The following is a 22,579-nucleotide window of genomic DNA, read 5'->3' as shown; positions in this document are numbered from 1 at the left end:
AAAGGAGAACTTGGTGTGTGGGAATTTTTAGCATGAGTATTCAGGATTCTGAACAGCGCTTTTTGGCGCTATTTATGGCTTTCTATCAAAGGGTGGAGGGGCAAATTTCAGCCTATGCTTTTTGGGCATTAATCACGTTTATCAGAAATTTTGGAGTCGGAAGTACATCATTGCCACTCGGTGAATTATCAAAAGTGATCGGCATACAGGTTAAAAAATTACGGGGTGTATTGAATGAGTTGGAACAACAGGGAATATTAAAAATAGATTTTCCTGAAACTGGAAAAAGGTCTAGAGTTCGTCATTTACAACTTAATCTTACTTATATAAGGCTTGATTCAGCCACGTCTATTGAATGGTTAGAAAATAGTAATAAGCGTATGGTTAGGCAGATCCCTTTATTAAAATTAATTCAGACTTTATTTATAAAGAGTGATGGCATAAGTATTAGCAATTCACCTAAAAAAATAGAGATCGACTGCTATCTTGATTATCGAAGTTATCTTGTTTTATTACGGTTGCTTTACGGTGCAGACTCGTTTGGGATTGTTATAGGGTGTGGAATTGGTGAAATTGAGCGAGCCACGGGTTTAAGCAAACAATCTATTTATCGCGCTATACAGCAGCTTAAAAAAAACGGATTTATCCGCTGCCAAGCGGATGGCGCAATTCGAAATAGTTTTATTCAAACAGAGTCTCCAATATACGCTTTAAACCTTTCGCATAGGTTTTGGGGGGGTGCTGCGATCTACGGCAAATTTTATATTTTGAAGTACCCCCAGCCGCATGTTTTTGAAGTTCAGAAAGTGGCCTCTATTTTTACTATGCTGAATCCAAAGAGCGACTTGTTGTCAAACACTAAAAGTGAAGATTCAGGTGTTGGCTTGAAGGTGTTGAATTGCAAAAACTATTATTTGTTACATGATCCTTTGTGCTGGATGAAACCGTTTATTCTTCGGTCTCGTGATGCTGTAGGTTATGCAAATTATGTTTTGTTACAACAGCAGGAAATAATGAAGTTATATGATCATTATGTCGAGCTAAAGCGGTTACATCCAGAGAACCCATTATCAGCGACGTTTTATTTAAAGCCGCATGAAAATATTTTGAAGGATGAGGCGGTTTTGGGTCATTTAGCATCTATCCAGCATACTAAACTCAGCGGGATGAACAACCGCTTAGGTCTTTTTCAAAGCTTGCTTGAACAGTGGTGCTGCCAGATATACAGTCAGAATAAATCGCTTTTTAAAATGCTGAAAGAAGCTAACCCAGTAGTAATCGATGATGAAAGCTTTGAGCGTTTAGGGTGCACAGACTTTCTCTATCCGTATTCATTGCAAGCGACTCAAATCAAAACAATCAAAGAGGATATGACGCTAAAAAATGAGTCTGATAAAATTGAATCAATGATCACCTTCAAGTTAAATGCTGAGCAGTCCAGAATTCATCAGTTTTTAATGGCCCTTATGGATCTAATTGCATATAACCAAATTTATTTTTTTCAGCAATGTATGCGGAAACATTCTGATATTGACCAAAAGCTCAGTGCAACTAAAAGTAGTTTGGAAAGGGTGTTGGTAAATGCAACTGAAATAGTGACGCCTTTTAGGATTTTACCTCGGTCATTTATACAGAATACATACAGCTGTTGCTTTGTCCCTGATCAGCATGCGGAAACTAACAGGTATTTCTTAAGTGAATTGGCGTTTCAAGAACCCTTTCAGGATGGAACTCGCTTTGATTTTCCTACACAGCAAATAACAGACATTTCACCAACACTGGCAAAACTTAAAGATTACGGACTGCTGCATCATCACTGTTTGTCATTATTCGAATAGTTTTTTGCGCTAAGTTTTTTTTGAAAAAACCATTTTTCTGACCTAACTATCGTAACGCTAAAATATATAAAAAGCCTAGCTTAGCCGAAGGTCTGGAAATTCTGCTGGTCAGCTAGGCTATGGTTATTGCTTTTACGCTAAGACGGTTTTATATATTATTAATATATAGAGATTAATACTAATAATAGATTAATGACTGTAGCGTATAGAACTATAAATACTAGATATATCAATACAATCACTGTTACTCATACAGATAACAAGAACAGTTAGACATGTCATGCAGATATGAATATATACCCAATATGCATGATGATAGGGACCAATAGTCCATGTAGAATGAGAGCACTATTCGATAAATGCGGATAGTGGATGACTTGTCCTTACTTGAGATAAAAACACTTTTTAAAAAAATAAGTCGATTGCTTAACTATGACGTGAATCATAGTTAAGGAAGTTCAACGTGTTCCCATTGGATTTAGATGATCAGGCAGGGGTGATGTATACCATTCATCGCTTTGTAGATGTATGTCTTAATTTTGATATTTCAGACGAAGCATTCATTTTCAACCTAGAACGCTTGTATTGCGCATTTGAAGCGTTTAAACAAGAAGGGCTTGAGTATGCAGCATCGCTTAGGGCGTTTATTGCAGTTACTGAATACGTCAATAGCCAACGTGGCATGCTTAGCTTTGCTGAATATCTGACAGGGCTTTCAATAGGGGAAATTAAGGCATTAAGACGAATCCTGCATGCGCATCGAGGGCTGATACGTGATGAGATCAAAAGCTTTGCGAGACAGAAAGAGTTGAATCGAGTGGCATTACTTGAGGAGTTCGAAGGCGCAATTAAGGGGTATTATTCGGTTCTAGTGATCAGAGTGGATTTGAGCTATAGCAAGGACAGCATGAGTGAAATTACTGTAAATGACTTCTATCAGCATATCGGAAAACTACGTGATTTGATCACTGATAAGAATGGATATTTTGATGCACTTTTGACCTATGCGATCGCACTGGAGCAGGGTATAACCAAAGGCTTTCATGCTCATTTAACATTGGTGATTAATAGATCGAAGCATCAGAGTGATTATAAAATTGCTGAGGGAGTGATCGATAAGTGGAAGGAAATCACATTCGATAAGGGTTTTGGGCGGAACATCAACACGACAGCGAATAAAGACAACTACGAGAAGCAAGGTCGTTTAGGCATTGGAGATATTCGTCGAACAATACCCGAACAAGGCAATAATGCTTTGGGTGCAGTTGCGTATCTCAGTGACCCAGATAAATACGAGCAGACGTTATTGGTTAAACCACGAGGGCGTAAAACGTTTTATAAGGGGGATTATCAGCATCATGGTCGCCCAATACCTGACACAGAAGAAAATAGAAGAATCAAAGAGTGGAATGCGCAGACCGCTTTAGCAAAGCTGGAAGAGGAGATTTGGTTTAAAAAATTATGAACATGCCAGTTCTATGAAGTTAATTAATTCGTAGGACAACACATGAGCCATTCAGAGTTAGAGTTTGTTACAGCACCCCGATTAGAACAAGACGTTTTAGAGCATTACCAAACGATTCGCTTTGCTCCAATTCCAGAAGGTACTGATTACGATGCTCATCAAAAAAATATAGATCAGGAGTTCAAGCGGAAACTGTCGGGTTATTTTTCAGCATGGCGCAGAATGATGGCCGTTGGCATTCATGAGCATTTATCTTTTTCCTTTTGGGCAGACAAGTTCTTTCAGGCTTACTGCAGTGTATTACAGGAAGAGCAGATTCGGTTCTTTGAGGTCACGGCGCAAAGAAGCGCTGATTTTTATATCAATAAGATCGTAAAGCGGTTGAGAATACTGTTTGAAAGCACCAGCTTGACTGAAGAAATGCATAAGCTGAATGAGCGATACGAGAAACGGATTGAAAAGCTGAGAGAATCCTATTGCAATACCAGTCAGCTCTATCCCGATGCTGCAGATTTGAAACTAGAACTGAGCTTAAATGATACAGGAAGTGAAATTATCGGCATACGGCAGCTAGAGCGGTATTTATTAAATTTTCAAAAAAGTCTAGCGGCTGAGTATTGGTATAGAACACAAGTCGTTTACCGCTTTTATCAGATTGTACGGGATGATGTTCAGCAGCGCTATGTGATTCACTTTTATCTGAGCTTTAACCGATCACTCTATTCTGACCCTTTGGGATATTGCAATGAGATCAGAGAGCACTGGATGAGAACGACTGGATATCTGGGCACATGCGTTTATCCAGAAATGCATCATCAGCTTTCCGATGCTGATGCACAAAAAGCGTTGCGGATTGACTGGATCATGCAAGAAGAAGCGGGCTGTCCTTTGGGTGCATTAAATAGCATGCCGGAGAATCAAACGGGTCAGTTTGGGCTTCCGAGTAGAATCTGCATCTACCCGAAAGGATTTAAATGGTTTGATGGAGCCCCTGTACGGCGCTGAAAATTCATATTGCATTCCAGCACTTGCTTGACGCTCTACATTGCGCAGATTATCCTTAGACTGCTGACCTACATCGTCAGCGGGTTTTAGCAGACCCATTTACCTAAGTACACTAAAAAGTCTAACTTTTTGGTGGGTATCCCTACGTACCCCCTCTGCGGCGGAACGGGAGGGGGGACGTCTTCGGACGTGCTGATTTCTTAGGTATCAGTCTGCTAACCCGTCTTCTGTTTCGCCACCATCATTTAGCAGTGATTTGGTGAAACTTCTTTATACCTAAGGAGTACGCCATGCGCTTACATCAAGACCGTCTTTTATATTTCTCTTTTTTAATGTGTGTGCTCGATCTACACCACAGGGGTAATGTGACCTGATGCTGTGTATTTCATACATTGCTGTGTAGATCACTTTCTAAGAATAAAACTTTTTTAAGTACATATTACCGATATGAAGATGAATCTCTCATGCTGTTTTTGAGGGGGATAGATTTGTGTGCTTTATCGTCTATAACACTTCAAAAAAACATAGATATTCATTCTAACATTCATGCATGGGGAGCACTGCGTCTGATTAAGACCAAGACCAGTGATGCCTATAAAAAAGAGAAAATGATGATGTTTAAAACTTTCCTAAAAACTGCCCTTATTTCATCACTACTTGCAGGCGCATCATTGGCGCAGGCAGGCTGGTTTGCACAAGCCAGTGAATCCTACCTTGTTCAAGCACGTCATACAGGCGGTGGGGTTTATCAATGTCTTTATAAAACCAATCCTGGCAACCGTGGTTGGCGTAATTTCACGGTGAACTTTCAAGGTGGTTGTCCACGCTTTGTTCACTTTAATGCGCAGAATGGTCAAGTCACTGTGCCCAACTAAATGAGGGGAACATTCAAATGACTCAAAAAACCATATTGGGCTTGGCGGCAATCTTAGCCCTGACCTTGATCAGCATCGCAGGCTTCTACTTCTTTAGCCATAAACACACAACTGAAAAAACGGTTCCAGCCAGTACTTCTGAGGTCAGCTCTGCACAACCTTTAGAATCCGCCAGTTCAGAAGCAGTATCCACTGTGATTGCAGCGGCAGAAGTGGATGGCATCGATGTCAAAGAATTGACCACGGGAAGCAAGCGTCTGAGTCCATCAGATCATGAACCTGAATTGCTGAGTTTTGAGTTTGATCAAAACCTTAAGGCGGTGGATACCTTACTGTCGATGCTGCCTTATGATGAACTGCCTGAATTTGAGCAGGACAATATAGACAAGTATCAGCGCTATATCTTTGCCAAAGCCGCAAAAGATACAGGCAAATCAGTGCAAGACTTTAGCTTGCAAGAACATGGCGCACTGGAATCGGAGCAAGCGGGTAATCGCTACTACGTTTATAAATTTGATAACGGCACAGACTGTGAAATCCATCTGGCCAGCATTGACTTAAATACAGGCGATTATGGCGTGAGCTATAACTACTGCTAAGGATGAATTTGATGAAGCAACTTTTAAAACCCTTACTCCTCGCAGTGACTACAACGACAGGCATCATGTTGAGTGGCTGTAATGCAGGTCTTGATCCAAACACGTTTACGGTCGAACTCGATGTAATTGATACCAGTAACTGGTATGCCCAAAATCAATCCGCTACGGTATTGACCATCCGTTCCAATATTGCAGAGCCTATCGATGTCAGCCATGTTTCTGTCAATCATGGACAATGTCGTTATGAAGGCTATCGTCGATCATTGGAATATCCGCAGCATTTTAAGATGGGGCAACGTTTAAGACTGAAATTAACAGACTGTAGCTACAGTAATGTGGTGCAGGTTGATGTCGAAACAGATAAAGGCACTGCAAGCTACAGCTTTCAATAACCGTCGTGCATTCTAAATGTTAAAACACAGCATTTAAATTTAGATGAAACACCAAATCAAACCGTGTCCTCAATGGGCACGGTTTTTTTATGCCCTTCATCCAGCGCTTTGCACTGAATTCATTTCGCAAGGAATCCCCATGTCTTTTATTCGATGTCCCTACTGTCAGTCTACGCATGTCAGACAAACCGACTCAGGCAATACGCATGCCAATTATTTTGAGCAACTACAACGTTGTATCTCACCAACACAGATGGCGATGTTGGGGATGCAAGTTGCACGAAAATCAGGCTTTTCACCACTCTTCGGTGCAGCCGTTGGGGTAGTGGTGGGTGGTGTACTGGTGGTGGTGAGTCAGTATGCCTTTGAAAAATACTACAGCAATGCCGAGCAGTATCTCTGTCTGGATTGCCAACAAGCGTTTGCATGGATGCCGTAATCGCATCTCTGACTTTGCACGGTTGCATCTTTAAATCTTTACATCTTTTACTTTTATTTGAGGAATAATCAAAATGGCACATCAACTTGAACAAATGGCGTATGTCGGACAAACCCCATGGCATGGTCTGGGCAATCAACTTAGCCAAAACCAACCGATTGAAGTCTGGGCCAAGCAAGCAGGTATGGACTGGCGCATTGAATCATCCAATGTCAGCTACATGGCTCAAAACTCACGTGGACAAAGCATCATCATGCCGTATGAAGAACAACGGGTACTGTACCGTTCAGATACTCATGCGCCTTTATCGGTGGTGAGTCAGCGTTATCAAGAAGTCCAACCAATGGAAATTCTGGAGTTCTACCGTGATCTGACTGAGCAATCAGGCTTTGAACTGGAAACCGCAGGTGTCCTAAAAGGTGGGAAAAAGTTCTGGGCCTTGGCACGTACAGGACAAACTGCAGAATTGAAAGGTGGGGATGTCAGCAATGGCTATATTCTGCTGGCAACCGCATGTGATGGTACTTTAGCCACCACCGCACAATTCACCAATATCCGTGTGGTGTGCAACAACACTTTAGCCATTGCCTTGCGTGGACAGAGTTCCAATGCAGGCGTGGTCAAAGTACCGCACAGTACCAAGTTTGATGCTGATAAAGTCAAAGATCAACTCGGTATTTCAGTGAAAACATGGTACGACCATATGTATGAAATGAAACAACTTACCCAACGTAAAGTCACCCAGAAAGAAGCAGCGGCTTATTTTGATGCGGTATTTAACAACAATAGCCTAAGTGCGATGGAACAGGAGGATAACATCATTCAGTACTACCGTAATGTTGCATCCCAAGCCAATCCACAGCCGAATAAAACTGAACCGAATGGACGTGCCATGACCAAAGTCATGAATATGTTTAATGGGCAGGGACGTGGAGCAGACCTATCTTCAGCCAAAGATACCGCTTATGGACTGCTTTGTGCGATCACAGAATTTGTCGACCATGAACGTCGAGCGATGAGTACCGATCACCGCCTTGATTCTGCATGGTTTGGTGCAGGCGCAGCATTGAAACAACGTGGATTGGAGCAAGCTTTATATCTTGCAGCCTAAATTTTATCTTGTATCCCTCTTTGCCACATCTTCGGATGTGGCTTTTTTTATGCCGTTTTAAAATCAATGATAGAAGGATAAACCCATGAATCAGATTATAAACCCAACAGTAACGTCTCAATCTCAGTATTTACCAACTGTAGCCAATGACAAGCTTAAACAAAGTCAATCAGGTTCAAAACGTAGCTTAAATGCCAAACGTCTGATCAACACCAAACAACTGGACTATCAGGCATGGCTTGAAGTGCGTAAACAGGGAATAGGCAGCAGTGATGCCGCAGCTGCCTGTGGCTTGAATCCCTATATATCGATGCTGGAACTGTGGCTGATTAAAACAGGACGGGTAAAGCAAAACATTGATGATGAAAGCTCAGGACATGCACCTTTATATTGGGGCAAGCAGTTAGAACCGCTAGTGGCTGAATACTACAGTCTGCATACCAACAGCAAAGTTCGTCGGGTCAATGCGGTGCTGCAGCATCCTGATCCTGACAAAGCCTTTATGTTGGCGAACTTGGATTATGCCGTGGTGGGCAATGAAGACGTGCAAATACTGGAATGCAAAACCGCAGGAGAATATGGCGCTAAACTGTGGCGAGATGGTGTGCCGTTATACGTGTTGTGTCAGGTACAACACCAACTGGCGGTGACAGGTAAACAAGCGGCACATATTTGTGTCTTGCTGTGTGGGCAGGAAACCAAAATCTACAAAGTCAGTCGTAACGAAGCCCTGATTGAACAGATCATTCAGGCAGAACGATTATTTTGGGAATGTGTTGAAAATGATGTTCCACCAGCAGTGGATGCCAGTGAATCGGCAGCCAAAGCTTTACAACAGCTCTATCCTGAACATACCCCACTGAGCTGTGTTGACCTAACGGAGGTCGAACTTGCCAATGAACTGTTTGATCAGTTGATAGAGGAAAAACAGCAGATTGAACAACACCAAAGCCAGTTTGATCTACTCAAACACCGAGTTCAGGCACTGATGCAGGAACATGAACGTGCCGTATTTCAGCAAGGTTCAGTGACATGGAAGAAGAGCAAGGATAGTATTAGCCTAGACATCAAATCCTTACTTCAGCACCAACCTGAACTCATTCAACAGTACCCACTGCAGAAAGCAGGCAGTCGTCGTTTCAACATTTATCACGATTAGCTCAAAACTTAGAGTTAATCACTCAGCAAGAAGCAATCTGAAATCCCGTGCAGCCCTGCATGGGATTTTTTTATGCCGATTTTATTTTAAGCAAACAGTGCAACACTTCTAAACATCTCAACGACAGAGGAATTTCAACATGATTAAAGGTCTAGCAATCACACCACCCATCTTGGGCCGGATCAGTATTGGTCGTGTAGTCGAAAAGAATGGCAAGCGTCTGCCTGAGAAAGACGATCAGTTCACCATTACCAGTCAAATACAAGGCAAGGATGGTTGGGTCAAACACCCCTTGGATGAGCAATTGCGTAGTCAAGCACCGAATCAAAAGCTGCGTAGCATTCCTGTGCGTATGATCTTCAATGATCCTGAATTGAACTTACGTGCCGAGTACAGCTTGTTTGACCGACAGACAGGTCGCCCGATTTGTGTGGGGAATGGTCAGACCTGCCAACGCATGACATCACAAGGTGTAGAGCAACATCCTTGTCCATCACCCGACTTATGCCCACTTGGACAAGGCGGGCATTGCAAGCCTTATGGACGTCTGCATGTCAATTTAGGTGAAGCAGATGAGTTTGGGACTTTTATTTTCAGAACCACAGGCTTTAACAGCATTCGCACTTTGGCAGCACGTTTGAATTACTACCATGCAGCATCAAATGGGTTGCTTTCATGCTTGCCACTGCAGCTGACCTTGCGAGGAAAGAGTACAACGCAAAGTTATCGTCAACCTGTGTACTACGTGGATTTAACGCTCAGGGATGGCATTCATTTACAAGAGGCGATTCAAACAGCGAAGGAAATTGACCAGAAAAGTAAGTTGTGTGGTTTTAATCAGGCTGCTTTAGATCAAATGGCACGGCAGGGTTATGGTAATGCACGATTTGAGGTGAATGCTGAGGAGGGACTAGATTTGGTTGAAGAGTTTTATAATGATAAGGGTTTTGAGTCTGAATCGGTACAAACTGAAATCAAAAATAAATCTAAATCAGAGCTTAAGTCCCATCAGGGAGAGGGTGTTGTACAAGAGATTCAGAAAAGCTTGAAGCAGAATGTAAGGATTGTAAATTAAAAAATTTAAAGAGAACAGCGAGTTCTCTTTAATTTATTTTTTTTGTATTAAAAAACAAATAAGATGATTGAATCTAATACCAAGCGATACCAAGCAAAAACTTTTAAAGTATGTTTTTCTACAAATTTAACCATGGCTTTTACCACAAGCAAAGCTGCGATGAATGCGGTTACAAAGCCTACGGAAATATTCAATAAATTTTCTGAAGTTAAAACATCAACGTTGCGAAATATGTCTAAGTAACGGCACCAATAATGGTTGCACCAGACCGTGAAGTCCCCGGAATCATCGCAAGACATTGAACCAAACCAATAACAATGGCCTGTTTGAATCCAATATTGGTTGCCTCAATGGTTTGGACTTTAAAATTTTTAGCTTCTACAGCAAAAATTAACAGTGCACCAATAATCAGTGCAGATGCCACAACCGAAGGACTGAATAAAACTTGTTTAATAAAATCAACAGCTATAACTCCGATCACTACTGCAGGAATAAATGAAATGAAGACATTTATCGCAAAACGTCTCGCATGGTAATCACCTGATATAAAACCATGTAGTAGATTAATAATTTTTTTACGGTAGAGCCAACAAACGGCTAAGATTGCGCCCAGTTGAATGACAACTTCAAAGACACGGCCTGAGTCTGAATGAAAATCAATTAAATGGCCAAATAAAATTAAATGACCAGTACTGGAAATGGGTAAAAACTCCGTTAAACCTTCTATAAAACCTAAAAATAAGGCTTTAAGTACTGAAATTATATCCATAAATAAAGTGAGTCACAGAATAATAATAGCCATCACTTTTAAGATATTTTTCTGCATTTATAAATTCACTGAGCCAAATTTTTACGCTTTCTTTACGCGGCATCCAAAGTTATGGATAGAGACTTTACGGTTTTATTTTTCATACTAGATAGTGGAATATCCCAATGCTTAGGATGAAAAACATGAGTGCGGTCATTCACGCGCATCAGCAGGTACAGCATCAAAAAAATTGCGTTGTACAAAACAATCAAAATATATCTTATTTCAACTTCTTTAAGCAGATTTCAGCTCTGAAACATAGGAGTGAAATGCCATGTTAGAGTTTGCTTTGCTTTTAGCCATCGTCTTTGTTCTGGCTTATCCCTTGGGTAAATACCTCGCAGCGATAATGCACAACCGCGAGATGAAAATTGATCCTCTATTCAATTGGATTGAAAAGCCCATTTACGCGGTTTTAGGAACCAATCCCAAACGGGGAATGAATGTCAAAACCTATTCATTCAATTTTGTCATGAGCTGTGCGGTGATCGGTTTGGTGACTTGGATTCTATTTATGGTTCAAGCCAGCCTGCCGCTGAATCCAAACCATGCACCGAATATGTCATGGGATTTGGCGCTGCATACCATGATTTCATTTTTGACCAATACCAATCAGCAGCACTATTCAGGACAGGCGCAACTGTCATATTTATCGCAAATGGTTGGCATTGTCGGCTTGCAGATCATCACGCCGATGATGGGGCTCGCAATGGTGGTGGCAACAGTACGAGCACTATTTTATAAACAATCCAATGTGCTTTCTGAAACCGATAAGCAAACCAGCTTTAAGCATAAAGTGCAGCAAATTGATGTCGGCAACTATTGGGCTGATGTGATTCGTCCGACATTCCGCTTTTTGATTCCTTTATGCATGGTTTGGTCATTGCTGCTCACTAGCCAAGGTGTGCCATCGACTTTTCAAGGCGGACCAGAAGTTCAAGTCATCGATCAAAGCAGCGAATTAACAGCGCAAAAAATACCTTTAGGCCCAGTTGCACCAATGGTGGCGATAAAGCAATTAGGTAGCAATGGTGGTGGCTGGTATGGTCCGAACAGCAGTGTACCTTTGGAAAATCCGACACCATTGTCAAACTTTCTAGAAATGCTTGCGATTTTACTGATCCCTGTTTCGGTGATTTTCATGCTGGGCTTTTTCACCAAACGTGCCAAATTCGCTGGCTTTGTCTTTGCTTCGATGCTGCTGATGTCGATCATTTCCGCAGTCAGCGCTATCTGGTCAGAAAGCCTTTCATCGACGTCAACATTGCTTTCAGTCATGGAAGGTAAGGAAGTGCGTTTTGGCGAAGCATCTTCTGCCTTGTGGTCAGCGGTCACCACCCAAGTCAATAACGGGTCTGTGGATATGATGCACGATTCATCTGCTCCGCTCACAGGCATGGTGCAATTGTCCAATATGCTGATCAATGCCATTTGGGGCGGAATTGGCTGTGGTTTGCAGCAATTCATTATTTATCTGTTTTTAGCGGTCTTTATTGCTGGCTTAATGACAGGGCGTACTCCAGAGCTGTTTGGACGGAAAATTGAAGCCGGTGAAATCAAGTTGCTCGCTGTGGTGATTCTGATTCAACCCATTGTCATTCTTGGTTTAACGGCAATAACCGTATTTTTCCCTGAATTGACGGGCAACAGCAATCAACAATACCACGGCATTTCCCAAGTGTTGTACGAATATGTCTCTGCATTTGCCAACAACGGCTCAGGCTTTGAGGGGCTGGCAGACAATACCGTATGGTGGAATGTCACTTGCGGTATCGCTTTATTGCTCGGCCGTTTCCCGACCTTGATTATTCCTTTAATCATCGCTGCACGTTTAGCTGCTAAACGCCAAGCGCCTGAAAGCAGTGGCAGTTTAAAAGTTGAAACGCCAACATTCGCACTAACGTTAATCGCAATTGTGGTGATGTTGACCTTATTGCAATTTATGCCAGTCCTGGTCTTGGGACCAATCGCTGATCATCTGTTATTGGTTCAAGGTTAAGGGTGAGTACAATGAATCATTCAAAACACGCTGTTCAAACACAGCAAAACACCATAGCTTCAACCTTATTTCAAGCTGAAGCGTGGAAAAATGCTTTTATTAAACTGCTGCCGCAGCATGTGATTAAAAATCCAGTGATGGCCATCGTTTGGCTTGGCACGCTGATTACACTGATCAGTACAATTCTAGGTCAATCTAGTTTGGTTTTTGGTTTCTTGGTGACGTTGATTTTATTTGTGACGGTTCTCTTTGCCAATTATGCCGAAGCGGTTGCTGAAGCCAAAGGCCGCGGACAGGCGTCATCACTGCGTCAAGCTCGTCAGAATTTGACGGCGCGCCGTATCCATTCTAAAGATGATATGGATGGGGTGCAGATTTCAGCGGCTGAATTGAACATGCATGACTTCATTGAAGTGCGTGCAGGGGAATTGATTCCCGCAGATGGTGAAATAATTCAGGGCTTTGCCACGATCAATGAAGCTGCAGTAACAGGTGAATCTGCGCCGGTACTCCGTGAAGCGGGCACAGATAAATCTGGGGTGATTGGCGGAACCAAAGTCTTAACAGACCGGATCATCGTGCAAGTGACCGCAGAGGCGGGGAATAGCTTTCTCGACCGAATGATTGCTTTAGTCGAAGGCTCAAACCGTCAAAAAACACCGAATGAAATTGCCTTAGGTATTTTACTGACCGTGATGACTGTGACTTTTATAATCGTCGTGGTCAGCCTGCCGTTGATTGGACATTTCCTGAATATGGAAATCAGCCCGATTTTATTGGTGGCGCTATTGGTCTGCTTGATTCCAACCACCATTGGCGGCTTATTGCCAGCTATTGGGATTGCAGGGATGAACAGAGCGCTCAAAGCCAATGTGATTGCCAAATCAGGCAAGGCGGTTGAAGTTGCAGGTGATATAGATGTTTTACTACTCGATAAAACAGGAACTATTACTTACGGTGACCGTCAGGCGACCGCTTTTTATCCATTAACAGGAGTGACGGAGTCTGAGCTTCGCCAAGCGGCGGTACTGACTTCTTTGGCCGATCCAACACCAGAAGGTAAATCGGTGGTGGCTTTGGCCAAAGAGCAAGGTGAAAGAGTGGCCGAGCCTGAACAGGCTGAATTTATCGCTTTTAATGCTTCAACACGCATTTCAGGTCTTAACTTGGCGGATGGTCATCAAGTGCGTAAAGGCGCTATGGATGCCATTCTTAAATTCGCTTCGCAAAACCTTGAAAATCATGCCGAACTGAAAGCGCGCGTAGAACAAGTAGCTTCAAAAGGGGCAACGCCGCTGGTGGTGGCCAAAGACCATCATTTGCTGGGGGTGATTGAACTATCGGATGTGATTAAGCAAGGCATTAAAGAAAAATTTGCGCGCTTACGTGAAATGGGCATTAAAACTGTGATGGTGACCGGAGATAATCCGCTCACAGCAGCGGCCATCGCTGCCGAAGCTGGTGTGGATGATTATATTGCTGAGGCCAAACCTGAAGATAAACTCACTTGTATTCGAACCGAGCAAAACAAAGGGCACTTGGTCGCGATGGTCGGCGATGGCACTAATGATGCACCAGCGTTGGCTCAAGCAGATATTGGCTTAGCCATGAACTCGGGAACGCAAGCAGCCAAAGAAGCAGGCAATATGGTGGACTTAGATTCTGATCCAACCAAATTGCTATCTGTGGTTGAAATAGGCAAACAGCAGCTGATTACTCGCGGTGCATTAACCACCTTTTCCTTGGCAAATGATGTATCAAAGTATTTTGCAATTTTGCCGGCATTATTCGTCGCGGCAATTCCGCAAATGCATGTGTTAAATGTCATGCAACTAGGCAGTTCTGAAAGTGCCATCCTGTCTGCGCTGATCTTTAATGCGATCATTATTCCTATGCTGATTCCAATTGCACTGCGCGGTGTGAAATTCAAACCTTCGACATCTACCCAATTATTGCGCCGCAACATGCTGATTTATGGTGTGGGCGGGGTGCTGCTACCGTTTATTGCCATTAAAGCGATTGATCTGCTGATCAGTCCAATCTTGGCCCTATAAATTTTTTGAGGATGACAAAGTGAATATGCAAAATCATCAATTGGCAGACTCATCATGGGGTGAGAAACTGCGCGCTTCGTTTGGAATGACCATCATTGCTCTAGGCTTATGCGGCTTTGTATATAGTGCTGCTGCAACCAGCTTAGGACAAATGCTCTTTCCAAAACAAGCCAACGGCAGCTTGATTGTCGAAAATAATCAAGTGATCGGTTCACGCTTAGTGGCACAGCCTTTTGCCCAAGTTCAATATTTCCATCCGCGTCCATCTGCCGCAAATTATGATCCTATGGCGATGGCCGGAAGCAACATGGCGAGAACCAATCCTGAACTGCAGAAAGCCATAGAGGAACGGCTGAATCGAATCGCAGCGAAGGAACAGATTGAAAAATCTAAAATTCCTGCGGATCTGGTCACCGCTTCAGGCAGCGGCATCGACCCTGAAATTAGCGTGCAATCAGCCATGATTCAAGTGAAGCGGATTGCCCATGCACGGCATATGCCTGAACAGAATATCGAAAAACTGATTCAGTCGCATACGGTTCAGCCGATTTTTGGGATTTTAGGGCAGGCACGTGTCAATGTGCTTGAATTGAATTTGGCTTTGGATCGGGGCGGGAAGTGATATGAATGGCTTGATGATTAAAATATAGTGATTGAAAGCTATTGAATAATCTGAATTAAGTTATATACGATTGTTGGGCGAGGGGATGTTCTATACCTCCGCCCAACGGTGGCATCCATATTGCCCAGCAATAGCCAAGCTGACTTTAGACGCATTTAAATGAATTTAAAAACATCTTTTAAAGCAATAAATAAAGATTACTTCTATGACTGATCCACGAACCAATAAAGCCGATGTTTTGCTGCAACATACACAGCGTTATCAGTCTGGGCGGCTGACGATTTTTTTAGGCGCAGCTCCGGGCGTGGGAAAGACCTTTGCCATGCTGGTTCGTGCGCATGAACTGGCGCTGCAGGGTATTAATATCGTCATTGGCTATGTAGAAACGCATGGCCGTAGAGAAACTGAAAATTTAATTTCTGGTTTAGAGATTATTCCGCGCAAGGCTATTGAATATCAAGGGCAGCATCTGGAGGAAATGAATCTGGATGCTGTTTTGGAAAAAAAGCCCAGTATTGTTTTGGTGGATGAGTTTGCCCACACTAATATGCCCGGCAGCCGTCATGAAAAACGATGGCAAGACATCAATGAAGTATTAGATGCTGGAATTGATGTTTTTACAACCATGAACATTCAACATTTGGAAAGTTTGAATGATGTGATATATCAAATAACAGGGATTCGTGTCACTGAAACCGTGCCAGACCGGGTATTCGGACGGATTCGAGATATCCGCTTGATTGATTTGCCTGTAAATGAGCTGTTGGAGCGCTTAAACCAAGGAAAGGTCTATGTGCCTGAGCAGGCCGAACAGGCCTTGCAGCGATTTTTCAACAGCTCCAACTTAACGGCACTGCGTGAACTGGCAATGCAAACTGTGGCCAATTATGTTGATAATGATGTACGCGAAAATTTCGCCATTCAAGGGCTTGCTCAAATTCCCTTAAAAAATCATGTCTTAATTATGATTGATGGCAAAGGGCATTCTGAAGCTTTAGTTCGGACTGGATGCCGTATTGCCGAGCATCGTGCGGCAAACTGGACAGTTGTTGCTTTTTCTCATGATACGCAAATCATGAATAAACAGGAAAACTCGCAAAGCCGTGAAATTGAACGGGCTTTAAACTTAACGCGTCAAATGGGCGGAATGACTGAAGTCCTTCACGGCCAGCAACATGCTAAAACTTTATTTGATTATGTGATGGACCGCGGCATTTCAACCTTGGTTTTAGCACAAGCGGCTCCGCAAAAGTTTTCGCTGAATTTAAGGCTCAATTTGATTGATCAGTTGTTGCAATACCGGCCCAGTTTTGAACTCAGTATTGTGCCGATTATTGCAGAGAATAAGCATCTGTCCTTTTTCACTCAAAGGGCATTCTTGTCGCTGAGAGAAATACAGTACGTACTAGCCACCACGGTCATCAGCATTGTGATTGCAAGCTTAGGGGAAAAGTATTTAGGGATTGAAGATCTTTCGGTGATTTTTATCACCGCTGTGGTTTTTGTGGCATCAAAAACACGGATGCTGGCTGCAGCTTTTTCAGCCATCCTATTCTTTCTAGCTTATAATTTTTTCTTTATTTCCCCGCAATTTACATTTCAGATTTCTGCACATCAGGGGATTGTCACCGTGGTTGCATTTTTGGGCGCGGCTTTAATTTCGAGCCGATTAGCGTCACGTTTGAAAGAACAGGTGACTGCACTCAAAACGGCGAACAGTTATAACAGCATTATGCAGGATTTAGGGCAGAAGCTGTCCACAGCATTAGATTTGGCACAAATCAAGGAGATTGCTGAACATAGCCTGAGTAAAAATCTCAATGCAGATGTCTGGCTGTATTTCCCAGATACTGCAGCAACTCAAGCATCATCCACTATCATGAGTAATAAAGAAAAAATTTCAGCCGATTGGACATTCAAAAACCATCAACCGTCCGGTCGCTTTACCCAAACCTTGACGGAAAATGAGTGGTGGTTTTTGCCCTTATTGGCTTCCAAGCAATGCTTAGGCGTGGTGGGGTTGAAACTTAAAGATGTGCAAGCAGTAATCAATACGGAGCAAAAACAGCTCGCTGAACTCATGGTAGAGTATCTTGCGCAGGCGATTTTCCGCACCCAGCTGACCAAGGCTTTGGAAATAGCCAATGTGAATTCTGAAACGGAAAAATTGCGCTCGGCATTATTATCATCCGTATCGCACGATTTACGCTCGCCTTTGGCGTCGATGATTGGAGCAGCGGATACTTTGAGCACTTACCGCCATTCCATGAATGAAAATGATCAGGACAGCTTGCTGGAAGCGATTCATTTAGAGGGGGAACGTTTAGACCGCTATATTCAAAACCTACTGGATATGACCCGTTTAGGCCATGAAGGCTTAAGCTTGAAGCGGGACTGGATTGGAGTTGATGAACTGATCGGTTCAGCAGTGCGCCGTTTAAACCGTTATATGCCAGATGCATTGGTTGAAGTGCATGCGCCTCAAGAATCTTTGAGTTTATTTGTACATGCCGCCTTGATTGAACAGGCCATTTTTAATGTGCTGGAAAATGCCGCAAAATTTTCACCAGAGAATAAAGCTGTGATGATTGAGGTGCAGCAGGTGAATGAAAATGAGATCGAAATTGCCATAACTGATAAGGGGCAGGGTATCCCGGAAGGTGAGCGGGAACGCATTTTTGACATGTTTTATACCATGCAGCGCGGTGACCGCGGGCAATATGGTACAGGCTTGGGCTTGACGATTGTGAAAGCGATTGTGGGTGCGCATATGGGGAAAATCATGGCATCATCAGGCAAGAACAATCAAGGAACATGTATCCGCATACAGCTTCCTATTCAGCAAATTACTTAAAGCATCTAGCAGCTTTTAGGTGGGAAAATGCCAGAACAGAATGAATCAGCCAGCTCCATGACCAATGTCTTGATTATTGATGATGAAAATCAGATTCGAAAATTCTTGGATATAGCACTCAGAGCGCAAGGCTATAAAACCCTTTTGGCTGAAAATGGCCAAAAGGGTTTGGAACTCCTAGCTTTGCAAGGCGCAGATTTAGTGATCCTCGATTTGGGTTTGCCAGATTTGGATGGTTATGAGGTTTTGTCTGAGCTTCGCACATGGTCGCACGTTCCAGTGATAGTGCTGTCTGTGCGGGCAAATGAAGAAGAAAAAGTGAAGCTTCTGGATGCTGGCGCAAATGATTATGTCACCAAGCCGTTTAGTGTTCAGGAGCTGGTGGCGCGCATTCGTGTACTGCTTAGGCAGCACCAGCATAGTACTGTTGATACTGTAATTTTTGATGATGGCGTATTAAAAATCGATTTTTCCAAACGGCAGGTTTTTTTAAATCAACAATTGCTCTCCTTAACACGCAAAGAATATCAGCTGCTGAATTTATTGGCGAAAAATAAAGGCCAATTGATTACTCAGCCGCAAATATTGAAAGAGCTGTGGGGGCCAACGCACCAAGAAGATACGCATTATTTACGGATTCTGGTGGCTAAATTAAGAGTGAAGTTAAATGATAATGCTGTGCAGCCTAAATATATTATTACTGAACCGGGAGTGGGTTTGCGATTTTTGAAGATTTATTAATATTAAATATGCCATTTATTTTACATGAGTAATTAGACCTCTTTCATAAATCATTTTTTGCTCAGTTCCAAGTTGTAGATTCCAGCGATTAAATTGAATCTCAAACTAAGCCTTTTACATCTATTTCGATAACGCTCAGCAAGGATTTTGAAGGTTTTCAGGTTGCCAAATACATGCTCAATTCCGATTCATCTTTTATTGATTTCTTGATTATAGATTTTCAATTCAGGATCCAATTTACAGTGTCTTTTGGCTTTTAATGGCAACAGGCTATTCGGATACAACACATAAATCCGCTGATAGCCTTTATCTGCCAGGATAAAAGCCCCAAAAGGAATCTGGTTTAAATTGCGTTTGAACAACTCGAAATCATGCACTGCCCCGCGACTGGCACATAAACTCAGAATTTGCTGAGTTTTGTAGTGAATCATGGCTTGTACTTTAAAGGTATGGGTCTTTTTTTTGCCGCTATAGCTTTTCTTCTGTTTTTTTAGGCCTTTGGATTGGAATTTCCGTGGCATCCACGATCACAACATTCCAGTCGATGCCTTCGCCCTCGGGTAAATCTTTGGGTAAATTAAACAGATTGGACCGAAGCAGGCAGTCTTCAACATGACGGACAATTCTTGAGGCTGTGGGCTCTGAAACCCCGTAACTCGTCGCAACGTGAAATAAGGTTCGGTATTCCCGCCAATAGCTCAGACAGAGCAGAACCTGATCCTCCAGGCTTAACTTGGGCGGTCTGTCTTTGGCAGAGACATGCTTCTGCAATTGCTCAACCATCAAATAGAAAGTTGACCATGAGATGCCTGTGTATCGCTTGAACTGAGGATCAGAAAGCTTGTTTGAATCGATGTATTTCATCCGCAGATTATGCACGAATGCTAAGAAATCCGGAGTGCAAATATTAACCAAAAAGAAGATCGTTTTTTGATTTATGAAAGAGATCTATTGTTATTTTTATGTTTTAACTTATTTTAAATTAGCTTTTTCGTGGTTTTAATAGTTTAAAAAATAATCATATTAGTTGGGTGCTTTTTTACGGTTTATTTACGTTACATTCGGTAGAACTTGTTTTATTTTGATCATTGTTAATATTTAACAGGACAAAATAATGAGTAATTTACTCATGGCTAGACATAATATAGCTGACGAAGAAGCGGTCCCTGAATCCATGCCATCTGCGCGTCAATGCTGCGATATTGAAGATATTCTATTTTCAGAAGAAATCGAAAACTATCTGCAGCGCTATCCCAATACCCGTCATGTTGAGATTTGCCTGCACGATCTGAATGGTCATGTCCGCGGCAAGCGCATAGATATTGTCGGTCTAAAAAATATTGCACAAGGCTGTTATTTCCCAATGTCTATTTATGCCATGAGTCTTGATGGAGAAGTGATTGAAGAATCGGGTTTAGGAAAATCGATCGGTGAGCCGGATTATTTATGTAAACCTATATTGGGAAGCCTGCAGCCCTGCGCTTTAAATCCAGAGTCCAATGCACAGTTATTCCTAACCATGAAAGATGACAATCATCAAGATTGCGAAGTTGAACCGCGCAATATTTTAAAAAAAAGTTTAAGAGCGCTGCATGATCAAAACTTTTATCCTTGCATGGCCGCAGAATTGGAGTTTTATTTATTTGACAGCAATGAAAAATCTGGCTCCAATCAGATTTATTTAAATCAATGTTTTGATGTGAATGCGCAAGATAAATATCAAGACGTTCTGGATGAAATTGAACGGATTGCCCTTTTGCAGGGGATTCAGATTACAGGCTTAGTCTCGGAATCATCTTCCGGGCAATACGAAATTAATATTCAGCATAGCGGTGATATTTTGAAGCTATGCGATCAGATCATGATGCTAAAGCGCACCATTAAGCAAGTCGCTGTAGAACATGGGTTACATGCAAGCTTTTTGGCTAAGCCTGATCTGAATAAAGCGGGCAGCGGCATGCACTTTCACATGAGTTTGTTAAATCAAGACCAGCAGAATATTTTCAGCATGAAGCAGAATCCTTTACCGTCACGGCAATTATTAAAGGCGATCAGCGGGCTGATAGTCTTGCTGCCGCCGTCCATGGCGGTGCTTGCCCCGAATGTAAACTCATTCCGCCGGTTTAAAGCTGGAAACCATGTGCCCTTAGAAGCTAATTGGGGCGTGAATAACCGCAATGTGGCCATTCGCATACCACGTTCGGACAATGAAAATCAACGCTTGGAATATCGTGTTGCAGGTGCGGATTGCAATCCTTATTTAACTGCAGCCCTGATTTTGATCGGCACACTGCATGGGTTGACACAGAATCTAGAAATTCCACAGCAAGCCACTCAGATAAAAAATAAACATCAGCCGCACTTTTTAAGTACGAATCAGCTGGATGCTTTAACATTTTTTCACCGGAATACTGTTTTGCAAAAATATCTCGGCAAAAGATTTATGGAATTATGGTGTGCAGTTAAACGTGCTGAGCATCAGTATATGTACAGCCAAATTACTTTGATCGAACAACATTGGGATATTTAACTGCTTAAAAATGTATAACACGATAAATAATGAAGATGATGCTAGAAATCAGAAGCTCAATGAAGAATTATATTTGAAGTATAGTTTACAGGAAATTGATTCTGACATTTTAGTAAAGAAATACCAGTATGCGTCAAAAAGTATGAAAAAAATAATTCATACTATTTTTAAAGAAAGAGGTTTTAATCGAAGTGAGATAGATCATATATTGAAATCACTCAAGTAAAATAATTATGCCAATAGTATTGCTGATACTATTGGCATTTAACTTTTAAAAAGATTTAGTCAGGGTGAATACTGCTTCAGTTTTTACCCCTTTTTTATTTTGACTTGTAAAGTCTTTGGTTTTTAAATTACTACCAACCGCTGCTAATTCTGCATTTATTCCCATTGGCTTATAAGCTGTCATTAAAAAGTAAACATGTATTCTTTTCCGAATTGGTTTGATACTCTCTCCACCCATTGCTCTATTTTATCAGCTGTCATGACTTGAAAATCTCGCCAATAATATTTCATCTGCTTCCATACCATCTCGATTCGATTTAACTCAGGGCTATAAGCTGGAATAAAATACAAATTCGTCGAAAAGTTACTTTTAAGTAGCTCTCTGTAATCAGCCATCTTTTTACTTCTATGAATCGAGGCATTATCAACAATAAGAACCAATGGAAGGTTATAAGTCTGTTTTACTTGTTGAGCTATTCCAGTTAAATAGGCATAAAACCAAGTGCTTGTAACTGACTCTTGTAAACAACTTGTCACCAGTTTCCCCGTTGAAAGCAAACACCCCATGACATTAACTCGTTTTAATCTTATTGCATCAACCGCATGAACATCACCTATCTTTGTCCACGCATAGCGGTTATCAGGTGTAGATGAAAACCCTGTTTCATCAACATAACCTAATATAATTTCACCACGTGCCGCTTGCTCTCGTAATTTTTCAATCTGCTGTGTTGCTTGTTCAAATGCAATCGGATCTCTTTTTTTTCAAGCTATGACGGGTACGCTTG

General features: G+C 42.1%; 21 protein-coding genes and 1 pseudogene. 17 read left to right on the top strand and 5 right to left on the bottom strand.

Annotated elements, in window-relative coordinates; genetic code table 11:
- The first annotated feature begins 32 nt into the window (after positions 1 to 32).
- The 10 genes from HX743_RS13775 (at position 33) to HX743_RS13730 (ending at position 9,958) form a co-directional block, all read left to right on the top strand.
- Positions 33 to 1,838: a hypothetical protein gene (locus tag HX743_RS13775; protein WP_178319494.1), complete on the top strand. Its 1,806-nt coding sequence runs from the start codon at positions 33 to 35 to the stop codon at positions 1,836 to 1,838.
- 463 nt (positions 1,839 to 2,301) lie between these two features.
- The gene (locus HX743_RS13770) at positions 2,302 to 3,303 is read left to right on the top strand and encodes an inovirus-type Gp2 protein (RefSeq protein ID WP_178319493.1); all 1,002 of its coding nucleotides are present in this window, start codon (positions 2,302 to 2,304) and stop codon (positions 3,301 to 3,303) included.
- 42 nt (positions 3,304 to 3,345) lie between these two features.
- Complete coding sequence (locus HX743_RS13765) at positions 3,346 to 4,308, top strand: hypothetical protein (protein WP_178319492.1); 963 nt, start codon at positions 3,346 to 3,348, stop codon at positions 4,306 to 4,308.
- Positions 4,309 to 4,922: 614 nt separating this feature from the next.
- Entirely contained in the window at positions 4,923 to 5,183 is a 261-nt protein-coding gene (locus HX743_RS13760; RefSeq protein WP_002126044.1) for a hypothetical protein, read from the top strand.
- Between the two features lie 17 nt (positions 5,184 to 5,200).
- Positions 5,201 to 5,782 (top strand): hypothetical protein, encoded by a 582-nt coding sequence (locus tag HX743_RS13755; RefSeq protein WP_004692370.1) that lies wholly within the window; start codon positions 5,201 to 5,203, stop codon positions 5,780 to 5,782.
- A gap of 11 nt (positions 5,783 to 5,793) precedes the next feature.
- On the top strand, positions 5,794 to 6,174 hold the full coding sequence (locus tag HX743_RS13750) for a hypothetical protein (RefSeq protein ID WP_004960803.1): 381 nt from the start codon (positions 5,794 to 5,796) through the stop codon (positions 6,172 to 6,174).
- 139 nt (positions 6,175 to 6,313) lie between these two features.
- Positions 6,314 to 6,613 (top strand): hypothetical protein, encoded by a 300-nt coding sequence (locus HX743_RS13745; RefSeq protein WP_178319491.1) that lies wholly within the window; start codon positions 6,314 to 6,316, stop codon positions 6,611 to 6,613.
- Between the two features lie 73 nt (positions 6,614 to 6,686).
- Complete coding sequence (locus HX743_RS13740; RefSeq protein WP_043045771.1) at positions 6,687 to 7,724, top strand: DUF932 domain-containing protein; 1,038 nt, start codon at positions 6,687 to 6,689, stop codon at positions 7,722 to 7,724.
- An 85-nt stretch (positions 7,725 to 7,809) separates the two neighbouring features.
- Positions 7,810 to 8,883 carry a YqaJ viral recombinase family protein gene (locus tag HX743_RS13735; protein WP_178319490.1) on the top strand — a complete coding sequence of 358 codons (1,074 nt, stop codon included), beginning with the start codon at positions 7,810 to 7,812 and terminating at the stop codon, positions 8,881 to 8,883.
- Positions 8,884 to 9,022: 139 nt separating this feature from the next.
- Complete coding sequence (locus HX743_RS13730; RefSeq protein WP_178319489.1) at positions 9,023 to 9,958, top strand: hydrolase or metal-binding protein; 936 nt, start codon at positions 9,023 to 9,025, stop codon at positions 9,956 to 9,958.
- A gap of 47 nt (positions 9,959 to 10,005) precedes the next feature.
- On the opposite strand, the pseudogene HX743_RS13725 reads toward HX743_RS13730, so the two are convergent.
- A pseudogene (locus HX743_RS13725) lies at positions 10,006 to 10,727 on the bottom strand (undecaprenyl-diphosphate phosphatase).
- A gap of 313 nt (positions 10,728 to 11,040) precedes the next feature.
- Here HX743_RS13725 and kdpA point away from each other — a divergent pair.
- The 5 genes from kdpA to HX743_RS13700 all read left to right on the top strand — a co-directional run bounded on the left by kdpA (position 11,041) and on the right by HX743_RS13700 (position 19,036).
- Complete coding sequence (gene kdpA / locus HX743_RS13720; RefSeq protein ID WP_039908909.1) at positions 11,041 to 12,765, top strand: potassium-transporting ATPase subunit KdpA; 1,725 nt, start codon at positions 11,041 to 11,043, stop codon at positions 12,763 to 12,765.
- A gap of 11 nt (positions 12,766 to 12,776) precedes the next feature.
- On the top strand, positions 12,777 to 14,819 hold the full coding sequence (gene kdpB, locus HX743_RS13715; RefSeq protein WP_005403695.1) for a potassium-transporting ATPase subunit KdpB: 2,043 nt from the start codon (positions 12,777 to 12,779) through the stop codon (positions 14,817 to 14,819).
- A gap of 19 nt (positions 14,820 to 14,838) precedes the next feature.
- On the top strand, positions 14,839 to 15,441 hold the full coding sequence (gene kdpC, locus HX743_RS13710; protein ID WP_004682291.1) for a potassium-transporting ATPase subunit KdpC: 603 nt from the start codon (positions 14,839 to 14,841) through the stop codon (positions 15,439 to 15,441).
- A gap of 205 nt (positions 15,442 to 15,646) precedes the next feature.
- On the top strand, positions 15,647 to 18,295 hold the full coding sequence (locus HX743_RS13705) for a sensor histidine kinase KdpD (RefSeq protein WP_005403696.1): 2,649 nt from the start codon (positions 15,647 to 15,649) through the stop codon (positions 18,293 to 18,295).
- Between the two features lie 27 nt (positions 18,296 to 18,322).
- Positions 18,323 to 19,036, top strand: a complete 714-nt coding sequence (locus HX743_RS13700) for a response regulator (RefSeq protein ID WP_004692355.1) — start codon at positions 18,323 to 18,325, stop codon at positions 19,034 to 19,036.
- Between the two features lie 188 nt (positions 19,037 to 19,224).
- Here HX743_RS13700 and HX743_RS13695 read toward each other — a convergent pair whose 3' ends face one another.
- Together HX743_RS13695 and HX743_RS13690 are read right to left on the bottom strand one after the other, a co-directional pair.
- Positions 19,225 to 19,557, bottom strand: coding sequence for a transposase (locus HX743_RS13695; protein WP_004692353.1), 333 nt, complete (start codon positions 19,555 to 19,557; stop codon positions 19,225 to 19,227).
- Entirely contained in the window at positions 19,505 to 19,900 is a 396-nt protein-coding gene (locus tag HX743_RS13690) for a transposase family protein (RefSeq protein WP_078388747.1), read from the bottom strand. Before HX743_RS13690 ends, HX743_RS13695 begins: the two co-directional genes overlap by 53 nt.
- A gap of 250 nt (positions 19,901 to 20,150) precedes the next feature.
- Between HX743_RS13690 and HX743_RS13685 the strand changes: the two genes are divergently transcribed.
- Complete coding sequence (locus HX743_RS13685) at positions 20,151 to 21,566, top strand: glutamine synthetase family protein (RefSeq protein ID WP_004692352.1); 1,416 nt, start codon at positions 20,151 to 20,153, stop codon at positions 21,564 to 21,566.
- A 10-nt stretch (positions 21,567 to 21,576) separates the two neighbouring features.
- The gene (locus tag HX743_RS16535; protein WP_004692350.1) at positions 21,577 to 21,792 is read left to right on the top strand and encodes a hypothetical protein; all 216 of its coding nucleotides are present in this window, start codon (positions 21,577 to 21,579) and stop codon (positions 21,790 to 21,792) included.
- A gap of 45 nt (positions 21,793 to 21,837) precedes the next feature.
- On the opposite strand, the gene HX743_RS13680 is transcribed toward HX743_RS16535, so the two are convergent.
- Together HX743_RS13680 and HX743_RS13675 are read right to left on the bottom strand one after the other, a co-directional pair.
- The gene (locus HX743_RS13680) at positions 21,838 to 21,975 is read right to left on the bottom strand and encodes a hypothetical protein (protein WP_178319488.1); all 138 of its coding nucleotides are present in this window, start codon (positions 21,973 to 21,975) and stop codon (positions 21,838 to 21,840) included.
- Complete coding sequence (locus tag HX743_RS13675; RefSeq protein WP_121533679.1) at positions 21,975 to 22,541, bottom strand: IS630 family transposase; 567 nt, start codon at positions 22,539 to 22,541, stop codon at positions 21,975 to 21,977. Before HX743_RS13675 ends, HX743_RS13680 begins: the two co-directional genes overlap by 1 nt.
- Positions 22,542 to 22,579: the final 38 nt, after the last annotated feature.

Origin of the sequence: Acinetobacter sp. Swhac1, from assembly GCF_013390985.1 — a bacterium.
GTDB classification, from domain to species: domain Bacteria; phylum Pseudomonadota; class Gammaproteobacteria; order Pseudomonadales; family Moraxellaceae; genus Acinetobacter; species Acinetobacter towneri.
Note: the sequence above shows the minus strand (reverse complement) of the source record. Positions and strands in the feature narration are given on the sequence as shown.